The organism is Tabrizicola sp. T74 (assembly GCF_057219935.1).
On the sequence record NZ_JBXVVT010000001.1, the window covers coordinates 471,568 to 490,125 of the forward strand.

Here is an 18,558-nt window from a genome sequence, read left to right on the forward strand (position 1 = left end):
GGGCAAATGGTTTGGTCAGGCAGGCTTGCGCAGCCGGACCATGAAGAAGCCGTCCATTCCGCCGTTCTCGGCCCAGTAGTCGGGGCGGAGGCGGAGGGCGCCTTCAGGGGTCCACCAGTGCGGCTCGATGCCGGGGAGGTCGGGGCGTTCGACGGTGAGGGTCGGGTGGCGTTCCAGGGTGACGGTGAGGTGGGCTTCGCCCTCCTCGGGCAGGAGCGAGCAGGTGGAGAAGACGAGGCGGCCTCCCGGTTTCAGCCAGCCGAGGGCGCGGTCGATGAGTTGGGATTGGAGGGTGGTGAGGGAGGGGAGTTCCGAGCCGTCCTTGACGAAGGGCAGGTCCGGGTGGCGGCGGATGGTGCCGGTGGCGGAACAGGGGGCGTCGAGGAGGATGGCGTCGAAGGGGGCCTCGGGCTGCCAGTGGAGGGCGTCGGCGGTGACGAGGATGGCGGCGAGGTTGGTGCGGGCGAGGTTAGCCTGCAAGCGGGCGAGGCGGGGGGCGGAGATGTCGAGGGCGGTGACCTGGGCGCCTGCGGCGGCGAGTTGCAGGGTCTTGCCGCCGGGGGCGGCGCAGAGGTCTAGGATGCGTTCTCCCGGCATCGGCTGCAGAAGCTTGGCCGGGAGGGCGGCGGCGGCGTCCTGGACCCACCAGCCGCCTTCGGCATAGCCCGGCAGTGTGGACAGCTGGCCGGGGGTGCGGAGGCGGAGGCTGCCGGTGGGGAGGAACTCGCCCTCGGGGTGGGGGAAGCCTTCGCGGAGGGTGAGGTCGAGCGGGGGCTCCTGGGCGTGGATCGCTTCGATGGCGGTGGTCACGTCGCGCCCGTAGGTATGGACGAGGGGTTGGCGGAGCCAGCGGGGGAGTTTCTGGACCGAGAGGGTGATGGGGTCGGGCAGCGCGCGGAGGACGGCGTTGACGAGGCCAGTCAGATGGGCGGTGCGCTTGCCTCCATTCCGGGTGATCTCGACCGCCGCGTTGACTGTGCCGTGGGCGGGGGCGCCTTGGGCGCGCTCGACGACGGCGAGGCGGAGGGTGTTGCGGACGGTCAAGGGCGGGGACTTGCGGAGGTGTTTCTCCAGGAGCTTGTCGGCGGGGTCCAGGTGGCGGAGCACCGTCTCGGCCAGCCGCAGGGCGCGGGCGCGGTCGGCGGGGGGGAGATGGTCGCCGGAGAAGTCGGACAGCATCCGGCCTTCGCCGAGGACGCCGTCCAGGATTGCGACTGCGGTGGCGCGTGCGGTGACCCCTTCGGCCATGTCCGTCCTCTTGCTGGTACTGGGGGCGGGGTTATATCAGGAGGGAGGGCCACACAAGGAAAGGGTCTGTCATGGAAGACGATCTGCCCCCCGCGGCGAAGCGGGCGCTGGCCGAGGCGGAGGAGCGGCGGAAGGCGGCGGCCTTGAAGGAGCCGCTGCCGAAGGAGCTGGGGGGCCGGGATGGGCCGGAGCCGGTTCGCTATGGGGATTGGGAGAAGAAGGGGCTGGCGGTCGATTTCTGATCGGTCCGTCGGGGGGCAGCTCCTCGTGCGCCTTCGGCTTCTCGTCGCTTTTGTCCACGGTGGACATTTCTGGATTTCCTTTTCGTTGCAAATGGTTGCTTGCGGACGTTAGGGACCTGGAAAGGATGTTTTCGGGGGCCGTCCGGGCGGCGTCCAGCAGGGCCTTGCGCGTAGCCCCCCACCCCCATCCCCTCCCCACGCGGGAGAGGGGAGGTACGGGATGGCCTCGGGTGCGCACAGAGCCCAAGGGAATCGTCAGGGTCAGGCTTGCGGTGTGGCCCCATAGCTTGCATCGCTGACCTGCTCCATCCAGTTGACGCTGCGGCCGTCCTGCACCTCGTGGATGGCGATGTGGGCCATCCCCCGGTCAGGCGCGGCGCCATACCAGTGGCGTCCGCTGGGGGGTACGGTCGAAAGGTCGTACGGGCGGAGACGGCGAAAGGATCGCCTCAGGATGGGCAAGGGTCGCGGTCTGTGGTGGCGATCTGAAGAGCACCCCTTGTGGTGAAAAGACGAACGCCCTGGCTCGGGGACAGGGGCAGGGCCTCCACTGCCTGACCGCGACGGAGCCCCCTCCCCCCGCCCCTACCCACGCGGGGGACGGGAAAAGCGGGGTGGCCTGTGGTGCGCGCAGAGCCAATGCTGGCGGGAGGTCTCAGGGTCAGCCCTGCGGAGCGGCCACACAGTCGGCGTCGCTGACCGGCTGAATCCAGTCGGTGGCGCTGGATCGGGAGGGGGCCGGGGCGGGCTCCAACTGCTTTGCGCCGATGAAGCCACCCACCCCCACCCCCTCCGCACGCGGGGGAGCGGAGGTGCGGGGTGGCCTGTGGTGCGTGCAGAGCCAATGGAAGGCGGGAGGTGTCGGGGTCAGCCTTGCGGCGCCGCCCCATAGTCCGCGTCGCTGACCGGCTCCAGCCAGTCGACGCTGCGGCCGCCCTGCACCTCGTGGATGGCGATGTGGGACATGCCGCGGTCAGGCGCGGCACCGTGCCAGTGGCGTTCACCGGGGGCGAAGGTCACCACGTCTCCCGGGCGAATGGTTTGGACGGGGCCGCCCTCGGACTGGCAGCGGCCGAGGCCCGCTGTGACGATCAGGGTCTGGCCGAGGGGGTGGGTGTGCCAGTTGGTGCGGGCGCCGGTGTCGAAGGTGACGTGGACGCCTTGCACGCGGTCCGGTTCGTCGGGGCTGAAAAGCGGGTCGAGGCGGACGCGGCCGGTGAACCAGTCGGGCGAGCCTTGGCGGGAGGGGGCGTGGCCGGCGGGGTAGATTTTCATGAGTGGCTCCCTGGGGTTTGACGGGAGCCTAGCAGGGAATGGGGGGCTTGGGGGGCTCTTGCGTCGCGCCTTCGGCCATTCGTCGCTGGGGAACGGCGGTGAACATGGACCCCCGCCTTCGCGGGGGTGACAGGTTGCGAGCAGGTGGCGCAAGGTGTGGACCGGCGAAAGTCAGCGAGAAGCGACGGAGGAGACGACGAGCGTTACCGCAGGCGGAAGGTCGCAGAGTCGCCCTTGCCCTGGTCGACGGTGAAGCGGAGTCTCTCGGCCCCCTGCGCCTCGACCAGTTGACAGTTGTAGTCGATTTCCATCCCGCTCCAGTCCATTTCGCGGCAGAAGTAGCCGTCTTTCCAGGCCCACTCCCCGGTGATGTCCCAGCCCATTGCCGATCCGTCGATACGGCCGTCGGGCAGGACGTTGAGCGAGAGATTGTAAAGGCCGATCCGCAGTTCGCGGTTCTCGACGAGGTCAAGGAAGCGGTCCTTGTCCTTCACCGGCTTGAACTCGTCGGCAGCCGCGGGCAGCGGCAGGATCAGGAGACTGGCAAGAAGAACGGCGCGCACGGCATCACCCCCCGGTTTGGTGAACAGTCTATATACGCAAAGGTTCCCGAGTCGGATCAACCGGTTAGATGCCGAGGACGTCCATCATGTCGTATTGGCCGGGTTTCTTGCCCTGCCCCCAGAGCGCGGCCTTGAGCGCCCCGCGCGCAAAGATGGCGCGGTCGGTGGCAAGGTGACGGAGCACGATGCGTTCGCCTTCACCCGCGAAGATCACGTCATGTTCGCCGACGATGTCACCGCCGCGGATGGCGGAGAAGCCGATGGTGCCCTTGTGGCGCGCGCCGGTGATGCCGTCGCGGCCCGATACCTTGGCCTCGTCAAGGCTGACCCCGCGCCCTTCGGCGGCGGCCTGGCCGAGCATGAGGGCGGTGCCGGAGGGCGCGTCGACCTTCATGCGGTGATGGGCTTCGACGATTTCGATGTCCCAATCGGCGTCCAAGGCTGCGGCGACCTTCTGGGTCAGGCGCACCAACAGGTTGACGCCCAAGGACATGTTCCCGGCGCGGATGATGGTGGCGTGGCGGGAGGCGGCCTCGATCTTGGCCAGGTGCTGCGGTTCCAGCCCGGTGGTGCCGATCACATGGACGGCGCGGGCCTGGGCGGCCAGCGCGGCGAATTCCACCGTGGCGGCGGGGGCGGTGAAGTCGACCACGGCTTGCGCCTTGGAGAAGGCTTCCAGCGCGTCGTCGGTGACTTTCACGCCGAGGGGAGAGCCGCCCATCGCCTCGCCCACGTCGCGGCCGATCCAGGGATGGCCCGCGCGTTCGACGCAAGCCACGAGGCGGAGCTTGTCGGACCCCTGCGAGAGGCGGATGAGGGTCTGCCCCATGCGGCCCGAAGCGCCTGTCACCACCAGTCCCGGCTGATCCATCTGTCTGTCCCCCGTTTCATGGCCCCCATAGCCGGTTCCCGCAGGCGTGAGAAGCCCGGCGTTGCGGGCGGGGGCGAAAGGGCCTATGTGGGCCGCATGGGGAACAAGCGCTTCAATACCGGGTCCGGCCCGTCGCAACGCCAGTTGAGGGTGGGGGAACTGATCCGCCGCACGCTGTCGGATGTGCTGAACCGGGCGGAGATCCACGACCCGGAGCTGAATGCCATGTCGATCACGGTGGGCGAGGTGTCGTGCTCGCCGGACCTGAAGGTGGCGACGGTTTACGTGATGCCCTTGATGGGGTCGGTGCCGGTTGAGGCAGCGATTGCGGCGCTGGCCAGGAACAAGGCCGAGCTGCGGCATCGCGTGGCGTCGGAGTTGACGCTGAAATACGCGCCAGACCTGCGGTTCCGCCCCGACGAGACCTTTGACCGGCTGGACGAGACGCGGCGGCTGTTCGCGGACCCTTCCGTCCAGCGCGACCTGAACGCGGCGGACGACGAGGAATGAGGTGGCTGGTTGCGGTCTTCCTGCTGACGCCGGTGGCGGCAGAGGCGGTGGAGTGCCGGGACACTGCCTTTGAGGGCGCGTCCTATACTCTCTGCGAGGTGCAGGCGGACGAGGACCTGCGGCTGTTCCATTCCGGGCCGGACGGGGCCTATGGCAGTTTCCGCAATGTCGACGAGGCTTTGGGCGCAACGGGCAAGGCGCTTGGCTTTGCGATGAATGCGGGGATGTATCACCGGGACCTGGCGCCTGTGGGGCTGTACGTCGAGGACGGGGTCGAACGGTCGGCCATCGTCACCAGCGACGGGCCGGGGAACTTTGGCTTGCTCCCGAACGGGGTGTTCTGCATTGGCGATGGCTTCCGGGTGATCGAGAGCCGGACCTTCAAGCGGGACCGGCCGGAATGCCGCTATGCCACTCAGTCGGGGCCGATGCTAGTGATCGATGGTCAGCTGCACCCGAAGCTGCTTCCCGGCAGCGACTCGACTTACATCCGCAACGGCGTGGGGGTCAGCGAGGACGGCACGCGGGCGGTCTTTGCAATCTCGAACGACGAAGTGAACTTCCATTCCTTCGCGCGTTTCTTCCGCGATGAGCTTGGGCTGTTCGAAGCCCTGTATTTCGACGGCAACATCTCGCGGCTTTATGCGCCTTCGCTCGACCGGCATGACGGCGGGTTCCCGATGGGGCCGATCGTCGGCACCGTGGTTCCGAGGGGCTGATGGGACGCACGAAGAAGGGCCGGGCGGTCAATGGCTGGCTGATCGTGGACAAGCCCGCCGGAGTGACCTCGACTGCCGTTGTGAACAAGGTGAAATGGGCGTTTTCCGCGCAGAAGGCCGGGCATGCGGGGACGCTGGACCCGGATGCGACGGGCGTGCTGGCGGTGGCGCTGGGGGAGGCGACGAAGACGATCCCTTATGTGACGGATGCGCTGAAGTGCTACCGGTTCCGGGTGGTGCTGGGGGCGGCGACGGATACCGATGATGCCTCGGGTCGGGTGATCGCGACCTCGGCTTCGCGGCCCTCTGATGCTGACATCGAAGCAGCGCTGGAGGCGTTCCGGGGGGAGATCAACCAGGTGCCACCGCAGTACTCGGCGGTGAAGGTGGAGGGCGAGCGGGCCTATGACCTGGCGCGCGAGGGCGAGGTGATGGAGCTGGCCGCGCGGCCCCTGTGGGTGGAGCGGCTCGTTGTCCTTGGCCGTCCGGATGCGGATCACGTCGACCTGGAGATGGTCTGCGGCAAGGGGGGCTATGTCCGGTCCATTGCGCGGGACCTTGGGCAGGCCTTGGGCTGTCTGGGGCATGTCGAATGGCTGCGGCGGAAGTGGTCGGGGCCGTTTGAGGCCGGTAAGGGCGTCTCGCTGGAGACGGTGGACGCCGAGGCCAAGACCGACGCGCTGGACGCGCGCCTTCTGCCGCTGGAGTTGGGTCTGCAGGACCTGCCGGAGTTCCGGGCAACGCCGGAGGGGGCGGTGCGGCTGCGCAACGGCAATCCGGGGCAGGTGATCGGGCATGCCGACTGGGGGACGGAGGGTTGGGCGTCTCTGGATGGGCTGGCCGTGGCCGTCGGGCACTACCGGGCGGGCGAGCTGCACCCGAGCCGGGTGTTCGTTCGGTAGGCGTGGGGGCCTTCGTATAGCTACGCCGACGTTGCACGCTTTACGAAAGGTTGGGGCCATTCCAGGCTGACCGTCAGGAACAGAAACCCTGTAGTCGAACGGATGCCCGCTGTGGTGAAGTCAATTCTCAATCCCCTGTCCCTCGAGGCGGTCGCCGCAAGGCTGGGGCCGTGGGCCTATTTTCGCGAGCTTCTGATCGCCTTGATGCTTTCGCTTTCGCTGCCTTTGGTCTGGGTCATTGGAGCGGTAGTCTTGCACCAGACGAGCTCCTCGAACCTGCTGGGGGTTACGGTTGGCGTCATTGTGGCGATGGCACTGATCGCGATCCCCCTTACATTCTATGCATCCTTGCGCCTGAACGCCGCTACCCTGGCCCGGGAAAGGGCTGTGATGGGAGCGGAGAACGTTCGTGTCCACGCGGCCTTTCAGGGACCCTCTCTGCTGAAGCGTTCCTTCCTTCCGGGTTCAACAAGGTCACGGATTCTTTCGGGATTCCCATCTTGTATCGGCTTTGGGTTGGTGTTTGCTCTTATGTCCTACACGACGAGTGGCAGCCCTTGGACAATCTTGCACCTCCTTCTGGGCACGGCCATCGCGGTCCAGGCAATTGTCATTGTATCGCTTTTCGTGGTGGACAGCTGATAGCGCCTTGGCAGGGGCGACGGTGGCCGCACACGAATCAGGCCTGCGGCGTCTGCTGGTGTTGCACCAGTTTCCAGTTCTCGTGCCCCTGCCGTCGCCCGACCGAGGTGCAGTCGGCGACGTAGTTGGTGCCGTCGTGCTTGTTTGCGGTGACACGGTAGGCGAGGACGACCAGGCCCTCTTACGGCCGGGCGATGCGGGGGGTGTGGAAGGTGACGCGGGTCCATCCTGGGCCTTTGGTCATGCCTTGCAGCGCCTGATCGGCGGGCAGGATGTGCGGCGGGGCGGGGATGACCATCAGGCAGGCGGGGTCGATAAGGCCAACGTAGCCCGCAGAGTCGCCGGTCCTGAAGCCTTCTTCGATGGCAAGGGCGCGCTGGTCGTCGATTGTGGTCCTCCTTCGCTTGGGGAGGAGCAATCGAGCCGTGTGTCCAGCCGTCAGTTCGCGTCAAAGCGTCAGCGACATCTCGATCTCGCCTTCGATCTGGCGGCCCGTCTCACGCAATCCTTGAGCGGCATAGAGAGCGCGGGCGGCTTCGTTTCCCGGAACGTAAGCCGTCTGGAACTGGCTGTTGCCCCGACACCGCGCCCAGTCGATCGCCAATGCAACGGCAGCCTTACCGATCCCCTGGCCCTGATACTCGGCCCCGACCATCAGACGCAGCATGAAGGCCGCCTGTGGATCGTCGCCGTCAAGAAGCTCGTCATGTTCGCGCAGGTCGATCATGGCCAGAAGGCCGACGACCTCGTCCCCCCGGCAAATGGCAAAGACATAGCCGCCGCTGGTGTAGTGGATTTCGGCCAGCGTCTTGGTATTTGGGGTGACAAAGCCCTGCTGGGACGGGTGAACGGAAAGGTTGAAGAGCCTGTCGAGGTTCCCAAGATTGACTGGACGCAACGCAATCATTGCAAGCCATCCCTTCACACGCTGTCGTCAAGAGCGGGCCAGGATATCACGCAGAAGCCTGAGCCCAAACGAAAAGGCCCCGCGTTTCCGCAGGGCCTTTCCTTATTCCAAACACTGACAGATCAGGCCAGAGCGGCCTTGGCCTGGCCGGCGATGGCGTTGAACGCCTCGGGTTCGTGCACGGCGAGGTCGGCGAGGACCTTGCGGTCGACCTCGATCCCGGCCTTGGTGAGGCCGTTGATCAGGCGCGAGTAGGTCATCTCGGCGTCGAAGAGACGGACAGCGGCGTTGATCCGCTGGATCCACAGCGCGCGGAACTGGCGCTTGCGGACCTTGCGGTCGCGGGTCGCGTACTGCTGGGCCTTGTCGACGGCCTGGGTCGCGGTGCGGAAATTGGTGGAACGGGCGGCGTAGTAGCCAGCCGCCTGCTTGATCACCTTGCGGTGACGGGCGTGGGTGACCTTGCCGGATTTGACGCGGGACATCTGATGTTCTCCTTACCGGTCGTAGGGCATGTATTTCTTGACGATCTTCGCATCGCTGTCGTCCAGGATCATGGTCCCGGCCGAGTTGCGGACAAATTTCGCCGTGCGCTTGATCATGCCGTGGCGCTTGCCGGCGGGACCGGCCTTCACCCGACCGGAGGCCGTGAAGCTGAAGCGCTTCTTCGCCGCCGACTTGGTCTTCATCTTGGGCATTTCCATCTCCGTGGTTTCAGGCACGACTCGGCATGCCACTTTGGCCGGCCGTGCGGGTAAGAAGCCGCCCCTATAGGGGCAGGCGGGCAAAGGTGCAAGGGGTCTCAGTCAGTTGAAGAAGCTGGCAAACACGCGGATGACGACGCCCGGCACCTCTTCGAAGGCATAGCCGCCGGGCGCGGTCTGCAGGGCGGTCACGATCATCCCGCCAGCCACGACGACCATGATCGCGCCCAATCGGGGGATCCGGCCATCGACCCAGGCCGAGAGAAGTGTCGGGACTGACAGGACCATAAGCACGATCCCGAGCGTCAGAATCAGATCCGTATCTGCGTCCATGCCCGCCTCGCCAAAAGCCGCAGCGCTGGCGAGAGTTTACTCGGGGTCTACGCGCGAGATCAACCGTTCGTCGCAAGGCGCCACGCGCAGGATGTTCGTGGTGCCCTTCACGTTGAACGGCACGCCGGCGGTGACGACGATCTGGTCTTCCTCGGTCGCAAAACCATCGGCCCGTGCGGCGGCAACGGCGGCCAGAACGGCCCCCTTGAAGCGGTCCTGCGGTGGGGTGATGACGCAATGCGCGCCCCAGGTCAGTGCATAGCGGCGCGCGGTGGAGAGAAGCGGCGTCAGCGCGATGATCGGGACATGCGGGCGTTCGCGAGCGACGAGGCTGGCGGTGGTGCCGGTCTGCGAGAAGCAGCAGATCGCCTTGATGTTGGTGGCCTCGGCGATTTCGCGGGCGGCGGCGACGATGCCATCGGCAACCGATTCGCGGCGGACCTGACGCGAGGCTTCGATGACCGAGCGGTAGGTCGGGTCCTTCTCGACGCTCATCGCGACAGCATTCATCGTCGAGACGGCCTCGACCGGGTACTTCCCGGCGGCGGATTCGGCGGACAGCATGATGGCGTCGGCGCCTTCGTAGATCGCGGTGGCGACGTCCGACACCTCGGCGCGGGTCGGCACGGGCGATTCGATCATCGATTCCAGCATCTGGGTGGCGACGATCACCGGCTTTGCCGCCGCGCGGGCACCGCGGACCAGCCGCTTCTGGATCGGCGGGACCGAGGTCACGGGCAGTTCGACGCCCAGGTCACCGCGCGCGACCATGATGCCGTCCGAGACCTGGAGGATCGCGTCATAGGCCTTCACGGCGGCGGGCTTTTCGATCTTCGACAGGATCGCGGCGCGGCCCTTGGCAAGGGAGCGGGCCTCGGTCACGTCCTCGGGGCGCTGGACGAAGGACAGGGCCAGCCAGTCGACGCCCAGGGCGCAGGCAAACTCCAGGTCGCCCCGGTCCTTTTCCGACAGGGCGGCGACGGGGAGGACCACGTCGGGGACGTTGACGCCCTTGCGGTTGGAGATGGTACCGCCGACCTCGACAGTGCAGTCGGCGAAGTCCTTGCCGCAGGTGTTCACCCGCAGGCGGATCTTGCCGTCGTTGACCAGAAGCGAGGTGCCGGGCTCCAGCGCCGCGAAGATTTCGGGGTGCGGCAGGTTCACGCGTTTCACATCGCCGGGGGTGGTCGAAAGGTCCATGCGGAAGGCTGCGCCTTCGACCAGTTCCTCGGAGCCATTGGCGAAGACGCCGACGCGGAGCTTCGGGCCCTGCAGGTCGGCCAGGATGCCGATCGGGCGGCCGAGGTCCTTTTCGACCTGGCGGATGATCTCGTGCCGCTTGCGGATATCCTCGTGGACCCCGTGGCTCATGTTCAGGCGGAACACGTCTGCGCCGGCCTCAAACAGAGCGCGGATCATCTCGTAGGTCGACGAGGCGGGGCCAAGCGTGGCCACAATCTTCACGTTGCGGTGGCGGCGCATCGCCATCCTCCTGCTATAAATTCCGGTTCATGTGGGCCGAGGGCCTTATGGCGCAATCCGATGCGGCCCGCAACGCTTTCTGGTCGTGCCTTGCTGGCGTCTTCTGGCGATCCCTCGTAAAACCTTTGCAACAGGCGGACAGGGGCTGGGGCGTGGCGTTCAGGATCGAGGGCGAGGACCGCAAGGGCCGCTGGCTGGTGACCTGCGACCATGCGTCGAACCGGGTGCCGGACTGGGTAAACGGCGGTGACCTGGGCATTCCGGCCGAGGACATGGCGCGCCACATCGCCTGGGACGTGGGCGCGGCAGGGGTGGCGCTGGAGTTGGGCCGCCTTCTGGACAGCCCGGTGATCCTGTCCGACTTCAGCCGCCTGGTGATCGACCCGAACCGGGGCGAGGACGATCCGACACTGGTGATGAAGCTGTACGACGGGACGATCATCCCGGCGAACCGGCATATCACGGAAGCCGGGGTGGAGGAGCGGCTTGACCGGCTTTATCGCCCCTATCACTCTGCCTACGCCCGGCTGGCGGCCCTGCGACCCGACCGGGTAATCGTGGCGGTGCATTCCTTCACGCCTTGCCTGCGCGGCCGCGCGCCCCGGCCCTGGCATGTGGGGGTGCTGTATTCCCATCTGGACGAGCGGTTTTCCAAGCCACTGATCGCGCGATTGCAGGCCGAGACGGACCTGTGCATCGGCGACAACGAGCCCTATTCGGGCCACCTGCCGGGGGATGCCATCGACCGGCATGCCTTGCGGCTGGGGCGGCACAACACGCTGATCGAGGTGCGGAACGATCTGATCGGGACGCCCGCCGAGCAGGCGCATTGGGCGGGGCGACTGGCGGGCATCTTGATGGAGACGCTGGCGGACCTGGAGGCCTAGGCCCCGACGATCCGCCAGTTGCTGTTTCACGCGGGCGTGCGGCCGAAACCCAGCATGTCCGCCAGAACGATCCCGAGGAACAGGACCATCCCGAGGAGGACCAGAAGCGAGCCCGCGATCACCAGCGGGAAATAGGCATGGTCCCCGCTCTGCAGGTAAAGCGCCAAACCCCCGCCAATCGTCGCGGCCCCCGAGGCGCCGGTCAGGACCTGGGTCCAGCCGAGCCATCCCGAGGTGCGCCCGAACGACCGGTGATAGAGGCCGTAGAGCGCCATGGTGACCCAACCCAGAAGGTTGAGGTGTGCATGGGCGGGGGCGATGGTGAAGTCCTGCAGGATCCCCATCACGATGCCCGCGATCATGCCCACCAGCGCGCTAGCCCCGGCAAAGACGAAGCAGAATGCGCTGATGGTCAAGCTCCGGGCCGGCCTGCGCAGGACGCCGCTTGGCAAGTGGTAGGGTGGTGCATGCTCCCTTCCCGGCACGTCGATAGAGTAGGGAGAGATTTGGCCCCCGACCGGTCGCATCATCCTGCCCCCCTTCATCCTGCGAACCCGCCGGCCTGAAGCCAGTCGGTCTCCTCGTCCGTCGAGACGCGACCCAGGATCGCGTTCCGGTGCGGAAAGCGGCCGAAGCGCGCGATGATGTCGCGGTGTCCCTGCGCGTGATCAGAGGTCGGGCCGGGCAGGTCGGCGGCAAGGGCCACCGCCCGGTCCTGGTCGGGCAGGTGCTCGGAATGACCGAAGGGCAGATAGAAGAAGAGGCGCAGCGTCGGATCGACGGCCCTGTCGTGGCCAAGCCCAAGGGCGGCATCCGCGACGATCCGGGCCAGCGTGTCGGTGTCATACATCCGCGGCGTGCCCCGGAAGGCGTTGCGGGGATACTGGTCCAGCAGCAGGACCAGCGACAGCGCGCCGTCCGGCGTGGCAAGCCAGGGCATGAGCTCGCCCCGTCCGGCCGCCCCATGCTGAACCGCAAAGGCATCGCGGAACCGGGCGTCGAATTTCGGGTCCTTGCCGAACCAGACCGGATGGCCGAGGGGCGCCCAGAACCGGGCGACAGCCTCGGGGGCTGACAGATGCGCGCGCAGGCGCTGGTGCAGGGTGGTGTCAAAGAACATCGTGAAACCTTTGCGTTGAATGGGCGGCAGATGCCGGTTGGGTCAGGGACGCAGCACGTCGTGCAGCGGCTCGAAGCTCAGTTTGGGGTGAATGCCCTCGGGCAGGTTCGGCGCGATGGTGGCGGCGAAGAACCGCGCGGCATCTTCGCGCGAGTTCCAGACCTCGATCACCCGCCAGCCGCCGTCCACCGGGTGCGACAGGTGCATGAGGAACCCCTGCGCCTGTTTCAGGGCGGGGGATACGGTGTGGAAAAGGCCGTCGTAGCCTTCAAGGGTCTGTCCGGCGACGTCCGATGTCATGAGGACTGCCATGCGAGTGCTCCTTTGCAAGAAAGCCCGGGCAGGAAATTGCCCGGCGCAGTGAGGCCGTCGTATCGCCGTATAATTCCGCTGAAGCCAGTGATACGATTTCACCGATATGCTGAATCAGATTGATCTCTCTCGCACTGACCTGAACCTGCTGGTGCTGTTCGAGACAGTGCTGGCCAAGGGCAACGTGGGTCTGGCGGCGGCGGCGTTGAACCTGTCGCCTTCGGCGGTAAGTCACGGGCTGGGGCGGCTGCGGCGGCTGTTGAACGATCCCCTGTTCCTGCGCACCCCGCGCGGGGTGGTTCCGACCGAGCGGGCGCTGGAGCTTGCGCCGCAGATCGCCGAGGTGTTGCAGGGCGTGCGCGCGGTCCTGTCCGCGGCCCAGGCGTTCGACCCCGCGACATCGACCCGTCGCTTTCGGCTGGGGGTGGGGGATGCGTTCCTGTGTACGACCGGCCCTGCCCTGGCTGCCCGCTTGGCGGTTGCAGCCCCCGAGGTCGCGGTCGCGGTGCTGCACATCGTCCCGTCCTTCCGCCAGTCGCTGGACGAAGGCCCCTGGGACCATGTCCTTGCCATGCTGGAAAGCCGCGAGCTGGACGTGGCGATCCTACCCTGGATCACCAGTCCCGCCCGTTTTGCCACCCGCCAATTGCCGGGCAACGCGGATCGCCTGGTCGTGGCCACCCGGGCCGATCATCCCTATGCCCGCGACCCGTCACTGGACAGCTACTGCGCGGCGCGCCACCTGGTCGTGTCCTCACGCGGGGACCCGGTTGTCGCCACGGACGCCACCCTGGCGGAATTTGGCCGCAGCCGGCGGGTGGTGATGACGGCACCGAATTTCACCTCGGCCCTGTTCCTTGCCGCCGAAAGCGATCTGGCGGTCTCGCTGCCGGAAAGCCTGGTCCGCACGCATGGCCCGCGCTTTGGCCTGGTGGCGACCCCCCTGCCGTTCGATGCGCCCGCAAGCAACATCCTGGCCGTGACAACGCGCGCGGCGCTGCAGGATGCGGGGGTGGCCTGGCTGGTCGAGCTTGTCGCGGGCCTGACCTGGGCCCCGACCCTTGACGCTGAGCGCAGAGCCGCCCACCTTCGAGGTCGAAGGAGACCGCCATGGACCCGCAAACCCAGACCGAGCTTGAAGCCGCAGCCTTCCGCGCCTTGGTGCATCACCTGATGGTCAAGCGGCCGGATGTGCAGAACATCGACCTGATGAACCTGGGCGGGTTCTGCAGGAACTGCCTGAGCCGGTGGTATCAGGAGGCGGCGGCGGAGCGCGGCATCGAGATGACCAAGGATCAGGCGCGGGAAGTGGTCTACGGGATGCCCTATGCCGATTGGGTCGCGCAGAACCAGACGGCGGCGGATGACGCGAAGAAGGCGGCATTCGACAAGGCTTTCGCGGAAAACGTCGGGCCGAAGCAGGCGTAGGGTGCGCTACAGCGCACCGCCGGATGGTGCGCTGTAGCGCACCCTACGAAAATGCCACAGGGCGGTGTCCAAGTCTCTCAGCACGTTGGGTTTTTTGTAGACCTCACGCGCGCGTGTCGCTATCGTGCGTCAAAACGGGGCGCATAGACCCCGCGATTGAGGCAGTAATGGCGTTTCCTGAGCGGTTTTCGAACCTGCCGGATTATGCGTTTCCGCGTCTGCGGAAGCTTCTCGACGCGCACCAACCGGGTGGCGCGCCGATTGCCATGACCATCGGCGAGCCGCGTCATGCGATGCCCGATTTCGTGGGACCGATCCTGGCTGCGAACCTGTCGGGCTTTGGCGTCTACCCGCCGAACGACGGAACGCCGGAGCTTCTGGCGGCCATCTCCGGCTGGATCGCGCGGCGCTATGGGGTGGAGGTCGCGCAGGACCGGCTGATGGTCCTGAACGGCACCCGTGAGGGGCTGTTCAACGCCTGCATCGCGCTTTGCCCCGAACACAAGCACGGCAAGAAGCCGGTCGTCCTGATGCCGAACCCGTTCTACCAGGTCTATGCCGTGGCGGCGCTGACCGTGGGGGCCGAGCCGGTCTACGTCCCCGCCACCGCCGCGACGGGCTTCTTGCCGGACTACGGCAGCCTGCCCAAGGACGTGCTGGACCGGGTGGCGCTGGCCTATATCTGCTCACCTGCGAACCCTCAGGGCGCGGTGGCGTCGAGGGAGTATCTGGCGGATCTGCTGGCACTGGCCGATCGCCATGATTTCCGGGTTCTGGCGGACGAGTGCTATTCCGAGATCTGGCGTGAGGCACCGCCGCCGGGGCTGTTGCAAGTGGCAAAGGCGCAGGGCGCGGACCCAGAGCGGGTGGTGGTGTTCCATTCCCTGTCCAAGCGGTCGAACCTGCCGGGGCTGCGGTCGGGCTTCGTGGCGTCGGGACCGGAGTGCATGAGCCGTATCCGCAAGCTGCGGTCCTTCGCAGGGGCTCCGCTGCCTCTGCCCCTGCAGCGGGTGGCCGAGGCATGCTGGCAGGACGAGGCGCATGTGACGTCGTCGCGCGCGCTGTATCAGGCGAAGTTCCGCGATGCGGATGCGATCTTTGCGGGCCTGCAGGGCTATCAGGCGCCCGGCGGCGGCTTCTTCCTGTGGCTGCCGGTGGACGACGGCGAACAGGCGGCGCTGAAGCTTTGGCGCGAGACGGGGGTGCGGGTGCTGCCCGGGGCTTACCTGTCGCGCGATGTCGGAGGGGACAACCCCGGCAATGGATATATCCGGGTGGCCCTTGTGGCCCCCCAAGAAGAAACCTTCCGCGGGCTGACCATGCTCCGCGACTGCATCTATGGGTGAGGGACGAATGGCTTCCTATCAGGCACGGCAGCGCGATCCGCTTCTGGACCAGGGCACGCAGGCAATGCTGGAACGCCGGGGGCGCGAGCTTCTGGGGCTGGTTCTGCTGCTGGTCGCGCTGGGGTTCACGCTGATGCTGTGGAGCTATTCGCCCGAGGACCCGGGCTGGATGGTCGCGACAGAGGAACCGGCGCAGAACATCTTCGGGCGGTTTGGGGCGGCGCTGGCCTCGACCCTCATCATCCTGATCGGCAAGGGGGCCTGGACGATCCCGATGATCTTCGCGGCCTGGGGCGTACGGTTCATGAGCCATCGCGGCGGCGAACGCGCCGTGGGCCGGGTGGTGTTCGCGGTGATCGCTGTGGCCTTCGCGGCGGTCCATTGCGCGACGCTGGTCCCCGGCGACAGCTGGACGCACACCTTCGGGCTGGGCGGGCTGTTCGGTGATACCGTCACCGGGTCGCTGCTGGGTGTCATTCCCGGCGGCGCGGGCTTTGGGCTGAAGGTCCTGTCGCTGATGACCTTTGCGGGTCTGATCGCGATGATGCTGTTCGTCACGGGCTTTGTCACCGAGGAGCTGCGGACCATTCAGCGCTTCCTGATGCTCGGGTCGGTCATGGGCTATGCGGCGCTGCGCCAGGGCCTGGGCTATGGCGCACGCGGGGCGCTGTCCGGTGCGGCTGCCCTGCAGGACCGGGCGCGGGCGCGGGCGGCGGCGAATGCCAGCCATGCGTCCCGGTATGAGCCGCCCGTTGCGATGGGCCGCGATGCGCCGGTTTCGCGCCGGATGTCGCCGCCGGTGACCGGGGCAATGGCGCCCGAGCCGCTGCGGGCTGCCCCGGCGCGGGCAATGCCGCCGTCGCTGCGGTCCGAGCCGCGCTATGAGCCGGAACCGGCCCCCGCCCCGGTGAAGGAGAAGCTGGGCCTCCTGGAGCGCCTGCGCCGCAAGCATCAACCGGAACCCGAGCCGGAGCTGATCGAGGTGGAGCCGACCTGGAACCCGGCCATGCCGCAGGACGAGCGGATCAAGGCGCGGATTTCCGACGTGATCCGGACCCGCGTGCAGCGCAGCCCGGATTTCCCGGTGGCCCCGCCGCCCCTGCCGACCGCCGCGCGGGTCGAGCCGCCGGTGATGCGCCCGAAAGGTCCGGTGGTGCTGATGGCCGACACCCGGCCCCTGCCCCGGACTGCCCCGCCTGCCATGACCCCGCCGCCCGCCGACGCGCGGGACTGGGCCGAAGACGACCTGCCCTCGAACGTGTTTGCAGACGAGCAGGCTTGGGACAGCTTGCCTGAGGACTATGCCACCGACGCGCGGGACGACCTGCAGGACCTGGACGAACTGGAAGATGAGTTGCCCCAGGCGCGGCCGATGGCCTTTGCCTCGGACCGGCGTGCAGTGGTGCAGCACGCGGTGAAGAAGGCGGCCCCGTCGCGGCAGGCGCTGGCGGAAAGCCAGCCGGGCCTGCGCTTCGACGATGCGGCGAATGTCTATGAACTGCCGCCGCTGAGCCTTCTGTCGGCCCCGGTGGCGATCCAGCGCAACCAGCTGTCCGACGAGGCGCTGGAAGAGAACGCGCGGATGCTGGAGTCGGTCCTGGACGACTATGGCGTGAAGGGTGAGATCACGGCGGTTCGCCCGGGGCCGGTCGTCACGATGTACGAGCTGGAACCGGCCCCCGGCCTGAAGGCCAGCCGCGTGATCGGGTTGGCGGATGACATCGCGCGCAGCATGTCCGCGTTGTCGGCGCGTGTGTCCACTGTTCCCGGTCGGTCGGTCATCGGTATTGAACTGCCGAACGCCCACCGCGAGAAGGTTGTGCTGCGGGAAATCCTTTCGGCGCGTGACTTTGGCGACAGCCAGATGCGGCTGCCGTTGGCTTTGGGCAAGGACATCGGCGGTGAACCCGTCGTGGCGAACCTGGCCAAGATGCCTCACCTGCTGATCGCCGGGACCACGGGGTCGGGGAAATCGGTTGCCATCAACACGATGATCCTGTCGCTCCTCTACAAGCTGACGCCCGAGGAATGCCGGCTGATCATGATCGACCCGAAGATGCTGGAACTGTCGGTCTACGACGGCATCCCGCATCTCCTCTCCCCCGTCGTCACCGACCCGAAGAAGGCCGTCGTCGCCCTGAAATGGGTCGTGGGCGAGATGGAGGAGCGCTATCGCAAGATGTCCAAGATGGGCGTGCGGAACATCGAGGGTTACAATGGCCGCGTCCGCGAGGCGCTGTCGAAGAACGAGATGTTCAAGCGCACGATCCAGACCGGGTTCGACGAGGAAACCGGCGATCCGGTGTTCGAGACCGAGGAATTCGCGCCGCAGCCCTTCCCCTATATCGTCGTCATCGTGGACGAGATGGCCGACCTGATGATGGTCGCGGGGAAAGAGATCGAGGCCTGCATCCAGCGCCTGGCGCAGATGGCGCGGGCCTCCGGCATCCACCTGATCATGGCGACGCAGCGGCCTTCCGTGGACGTCATCACCGGCACGATCAAGGCGAACTTCCCGACGCGGATTTCCTTCCAGGTGACGTCGAAGATCGACAGCCGCACGATCCTTGGCGAACAGGGGGCCGAGCAGCTGCTGGGTGCGGGCGACATGCTTTACATGGGCAACGGTGCGAAGATCACCCGTATCCATGGGCCCTTCGTCAGCGACGAGGAAGTGGAAGAGATCGTCAACCACCTGAAGAGCTTCGGACCCCCGGTCTACATGTCGGGCGTCGTCGAAGGGCCGGAGGATGAGGTCGCCAGCGACATCGACATGGTTCTGGGCTTGGGATCAGGCGAAGCATCGGACGATGCGCTGTACGACCAGGCCGTGGCCATCGTGGCGCGGGACCGGAAATGCTCGACGTCCTACATCCAGCGGAAACTGGGAATCGGCTACAATAAGGCAGCGCGGCTGGTCGAGCAGATGGAAGAAGAAGGCGTGGTCACCCGCGCCAACCACGTCGGCAAGCGCGAGATTCTGGTCGAAGAGCGCTGAAATCCCCGGCTGACCTAGCGTAAACCCCGGCAGTTCCTGCCGGGTTGGCAAGACTTGTGGCAATTCCGA

The 18,558-nt window shown here is 66.9% G+C and carries 23 protein-coding genes; 10 read left to right on the forward strand and 13 right to left on the reverse strand.

What is annotated here, in order from left to right; all coding sequences use genetic code 11:
- Nucleotides 1–15 precede the first annotated feature (15 nt).
- Nucleotides 16–1,248 (reverse strand): RsmB/NOP family class I SAM-dependent RNA methyltransferase, encoded by a 1,233-nt coding sequence (locus AC2EAL_RS02475; protein WP_484722582.1) that lies wholly within the window; start codon nucleotides 1,246–1,248, stop codon nucleotides 16–18.
- A 71-nt stretch (nucleotides 1,249–1,319) separates the two neighbouring features.
- Here AC2EAL_RS02475 and AC2EAL_RS02480 point away from each other — a divergent pair, with 71 nt between their 5' ends.
- Entirely contained in the window at nucleotides 1,320–1,490 is a 171-nt protein-coding gene (locus tag AC2EAL_RS02480) for a DUF1674 domain-containing protein (RefSeq protein ID WP_484722583.1), read from the forward strand.
- 867 nt (nucleotides 1,491–2,357) lie between these two features.
- Here AC2EAL_RS02480 and AC2EAL_RS02485 read toward each other — a convergent pair.
- The 3 genes from AC2EAL_RS02485 to dapB form a co-directional block, all read right to left on the reverse strand.
- A complete protein-coding gene (locus AC2EAL_RS02485) occupies nucleotides 2,358–2,765 on the reverse strand; it encodes a (R)-mandelonitrile lyase (RefSeq protein ID WP_484722584.1) in 408 nt (135 codons plus the stop codon).
- Nucleotides 2,766–2,968: 203 nt separating this feature from the next.
- Entirely contained in the window at nucleotides 2,969–3,328 is a 360-nt protein-coding gene (locus AC2EAL_RS02490; RefSeq protein ID WP_484722585.1) for a dihydrodipicolinate reductase, read from the reverse strand.
- Between the two features lie 64 nt (nucleotides 3,329–3,392).
- Entirely contained in the window at nucleotides 3,393–4,199 is an 807-nt protein-coding gene (gene dapB / locus AC2EAL_RS02495; RefSeq protein WP_484722586.1) for a 4-hydroxy-tetrahydrodipicolinate reductase, read from the reverse strand.
- Nucleotides 4,200–4,295: 96 nt separating this feature from the next.
- On the opposite strand from dapB, the gene rbfA reads away from it, so the two are divergent.
- From rbfA to AC2EAL_RS02515, 4 genes are all read left to right on the forward strand, one after another.
- Nucleotides 4,296–4,709, forward strand: a complete 414-nt coding sequence (rbfA, locus tag AC2EAL_RS02500) for a 30S ribosome-binding factor RbfA (RefSeq protein WP_484723388.1) — start codon at nucleotides 4,296–4,298, stop codon at nucleotides 4,707–4,709.
- A complete protein-coding gene (locus AC2EAL_RS02505) occupies nucleotides 4,706–5,428 on the forward strand; it encodes a phosphodiester glycosidase family protein (protein ID WP_484722587.1) in 723 nt (240 codons plus the stop codon). The genes rbfA and AC2EAL_RS02505 overlap by 4 nt, the downstream gene beginning before the upstream one ends.
- The gene (truB, locus tag AC2EAL_RS02510; RefSeq protein ID WP_484722588.1) at nucleotides 5,428–6,330 is read left to right on the forward strand and encodes a tRNA pseudouridine(55) synthase TruB; all 903 of its coding nucleotides are present in this window, start codon (nucleotides 5,428–5,430) and stop codon (nucleotides 6,328–6,330) included. The genes AC2EAL_RS02505 and truB overlap by 1 nt, the downstream gene beginning before the upstream one ends.
- 102 nt (nucleotides 6,331–6,432) lie before the next feature.
- On the forward strand, nucleotides 6,433–6,972 hold the full coding sequence (locus AC2EAL_RS02515) for a hypothetical protein (RefSeq protein WP_484722589.1): 540 nt from the start codon (nucleotides 6,433–6,435) through the stop codon (nucleotides 6,970–6,972).
- A gap of 181 nt (nucleotides 6,973–7,153) precedes the next feature.
- On the opposite strand, the gene AC2EAL_RS02520 is transcribed toward AC2EAL_RS02515, so the two are convergent.
- The 6 genes from AC2EAL_RS02520 to pyk all read right to left on the reverse strand — a co-directional run bounded on the left by AC2EAL_RS02520 (nucleotide 7,154) and on the right by pyk (nucleotide 10,398).
- Nucleotides 7,154–7,390, reverse strand: coding sequence for a hypothetical protein (locus AC2EAL_RS02520; RefSeq protein WP_484722590.1), 237 nt, complete (start codon nucleotides 7,388–7,390; stop codon nucleotides 7,154–7,156).
- Nucleotides 7,391–7,420: 30 nt separating this feature from the next.
- Nucleotides 7,421–7,870 carry a GNAT family N-acetyltransferase gene (locus AC2EAL_RS02525; protein ID WP_484722591.1) on the reverse strand — a complete coding sequence of 150 codons (450 nt, stop codon included), beginning with the start codon at nucleotides 7,868–7,870 and terminating at the stop codon, nucleotides 7,421–7,423.
- A 131-nt stretch (nucleotides 7,871–8,001) separates the two neighbouring features.
- Nucleotides 8,002–8,364, reverse strand: coding sequence for a 50S ribosomal protein L20 (gene rplT, locus AC2EAL_RS02530; RefSeq protein WP_484722592.1), 363 nt, complete (start codon nucleotides 8,362–8,364; stop codon nucleotides 8,002–8,004).
- A gap of 12 nt (nucleotides 8,365–8,376) precedes the next feature.
- Nucleotides 8,377–8,577, reverse strand: a complete 201-nt coding sequence (gene rpmI / locus AC2EAL_RS02535) for a 50S ribosomal protein L35 (RefSeq protein ID WP_137113091.1) — start codon at nucleotides 8,575–8,577, stop codon at nucleotides 8,377–8,379.
- A 108-nt stretch (nucleotides 8,578–8,685) separates the two neighbouring features.
- Nucleotides 8,686–8,916: a hypothetical protein gene (locus AC2EAL_RS02540; RefSeq protein WP_484722593.1), complete on the reverse strand. Its 231-nt coding sequence runs from the start codon at nucleotides 8,914–8,916 to the stop codon at nucleotides 8,686–8,688.
- A 36-nt stretch (nucleotides 8,917–8,952) separates the two neighbouring features.
- Nucleotides 8,953–10,398: a pyruvate kinase gene (gene pyk / locus AC2EAL_RS02545; protein ID WP_484722594.1), complete on the reverse strand. Its 1,446-nt coding sequence runs from the start codon at nucleotides 10,396–10,398 to the stop codon at nucleotides 8,953–8,955.
- Between the two features lie 152 nt (nucleotides 10,399–10,550).
- Between pyk and AC2EAL_RS02550 the strand changes: the two genes are divergently transcribed.
- The gene (locus AC2EAL_RS02550; protein ID WP_484722595.1) at nucleotides 10,551–11,285 is read left to right on the forward strand and encodes an N-formylglutamate amidohydrolase; all 735 of its coding nucleotides are present in this window, start codon (nucleotides 10,551–10,553) and stop codon (nucleotides 11,283–11,285) included.
- Nucleotides 11,286–11,311: 26 nt separating this feature from the next.
- Here AC2EAL_RS02550 and AC2EAL_RS02555 read toward each other — a convergent pair whose 3' ends face one another.
- From AC2EAL_RS02555 to AC2EAL_RS02565, 3 genes are all read right to left on the reverse strand, one after another.
- Nucleotides 11,312–11,701, reverse strand: coding sequence for a hypothetical protein (locus tag AC2EAL_RS02555; RefSeq protein WP_484722596.1), 390 nt, complete (start codon nucleotides 11,699–11,701; stop codon nucleotides 11,312–11,314).
- Between the two features lie 125 nt (nucleotides 11,702–11,826).
- Nucleotides 11,827–12,405, reverse strand: coding sequence for a DUF924 family protein (locus AC2EAL_RS02560; RefSeq protein WP_484722597.1), 579 nt, complete (start codon nucleotides 12,403–12,405; stop codon nucleotides 11,827–11,829).
- 42 nt (nucleotides 12,406–12,447) lie between these two features.
- A complete protein-coding gene (locus tag AC2EAL_RS02565; RefSeq protein ID WP_484722598.1) occupies nucleotides 12,448–12,717 on the reverse strand; it encodes a hypothetical protein in 270 nt (89 codons plus the stop codon).
- Between the two features lie 106 nt (nucleotides 12,718–12,823).
- Here AC2EAL_RS02565 and AC2EAL_RS02570 point away from each other — a divergent pair, with 106 nt between their 5' ends.
- The 4 genes from AC2EAL_RS02570 to AC2EAL_RS02585 all read left to right on the forward strand — a co-directional run bounded on the left by AC2EAL_RS02570 (nucleotide 12,824) and on the right by AC2EAL_RS02585 (nucleotide 18,489).
- Nucleotides 12,824–13,891: a LysR family transcriptional regulator gene (locus AC2EAL_RS02570; protein ID WP_484722599.1), complete on the forward strand. Its 1,068-nt coding sequence runs from the start codon at nucleotides 12,824–12,826 to the stop codon at nucleotides 13,889–13,891.
- On the forward strand, nucleotides 13,828–14,145 hold the full coding sequence (locus AC2EAL_RS02575; RefSeq protein ID WP_484722600.1) for a DUF1244 domain-containing protein: 318 nt from the start codon (nucleotides 13,828–13,830) through the stop codon (nucleotides 14,143–14,145). The genes AC2EAL_RS02570 and AC2EAL_RS02575 overlap by 64 nt, the downstream gene beginning before the upstream one ends.
- 167 nt (nucleotides 14,146–14,312) lie before the next feature.
- The gene (locus AC2EAL_RS02580) at nucleotides 14,313–15,491 is read left to right on the forward strand and encodes an aminotransferase class I/II-fold pyridoxal phosphate-dependent enzyme (RefSeq protein WP_484722601.1); all 1,179 of its coding nucleotides are present in this window, start codon (nucleotides 14,313–14,315) and stop codon (nucleotides 15,489–15,491) included.
- Between the two features lie 7 nt (nucleotides 15,492–15,498).
- Nucleotides 15,499–18,489 carry a DNA translocase FtsK 4TM domain-containing protein gene (locus AC2EAL_RS02585; RefSeq protein WP_484722602.1) on the forward strand — a complete coding sequence of 997 codons (2,991 nt, stop codon included), beginning with the start codon at nucleotides 15,499–15,501 and terminating at the stop codon, nucleotides 18,487–18,489.
- The last annotated feature ends 69 nt before the right edge of the window (nucleotides 18,490–18,558 follow it).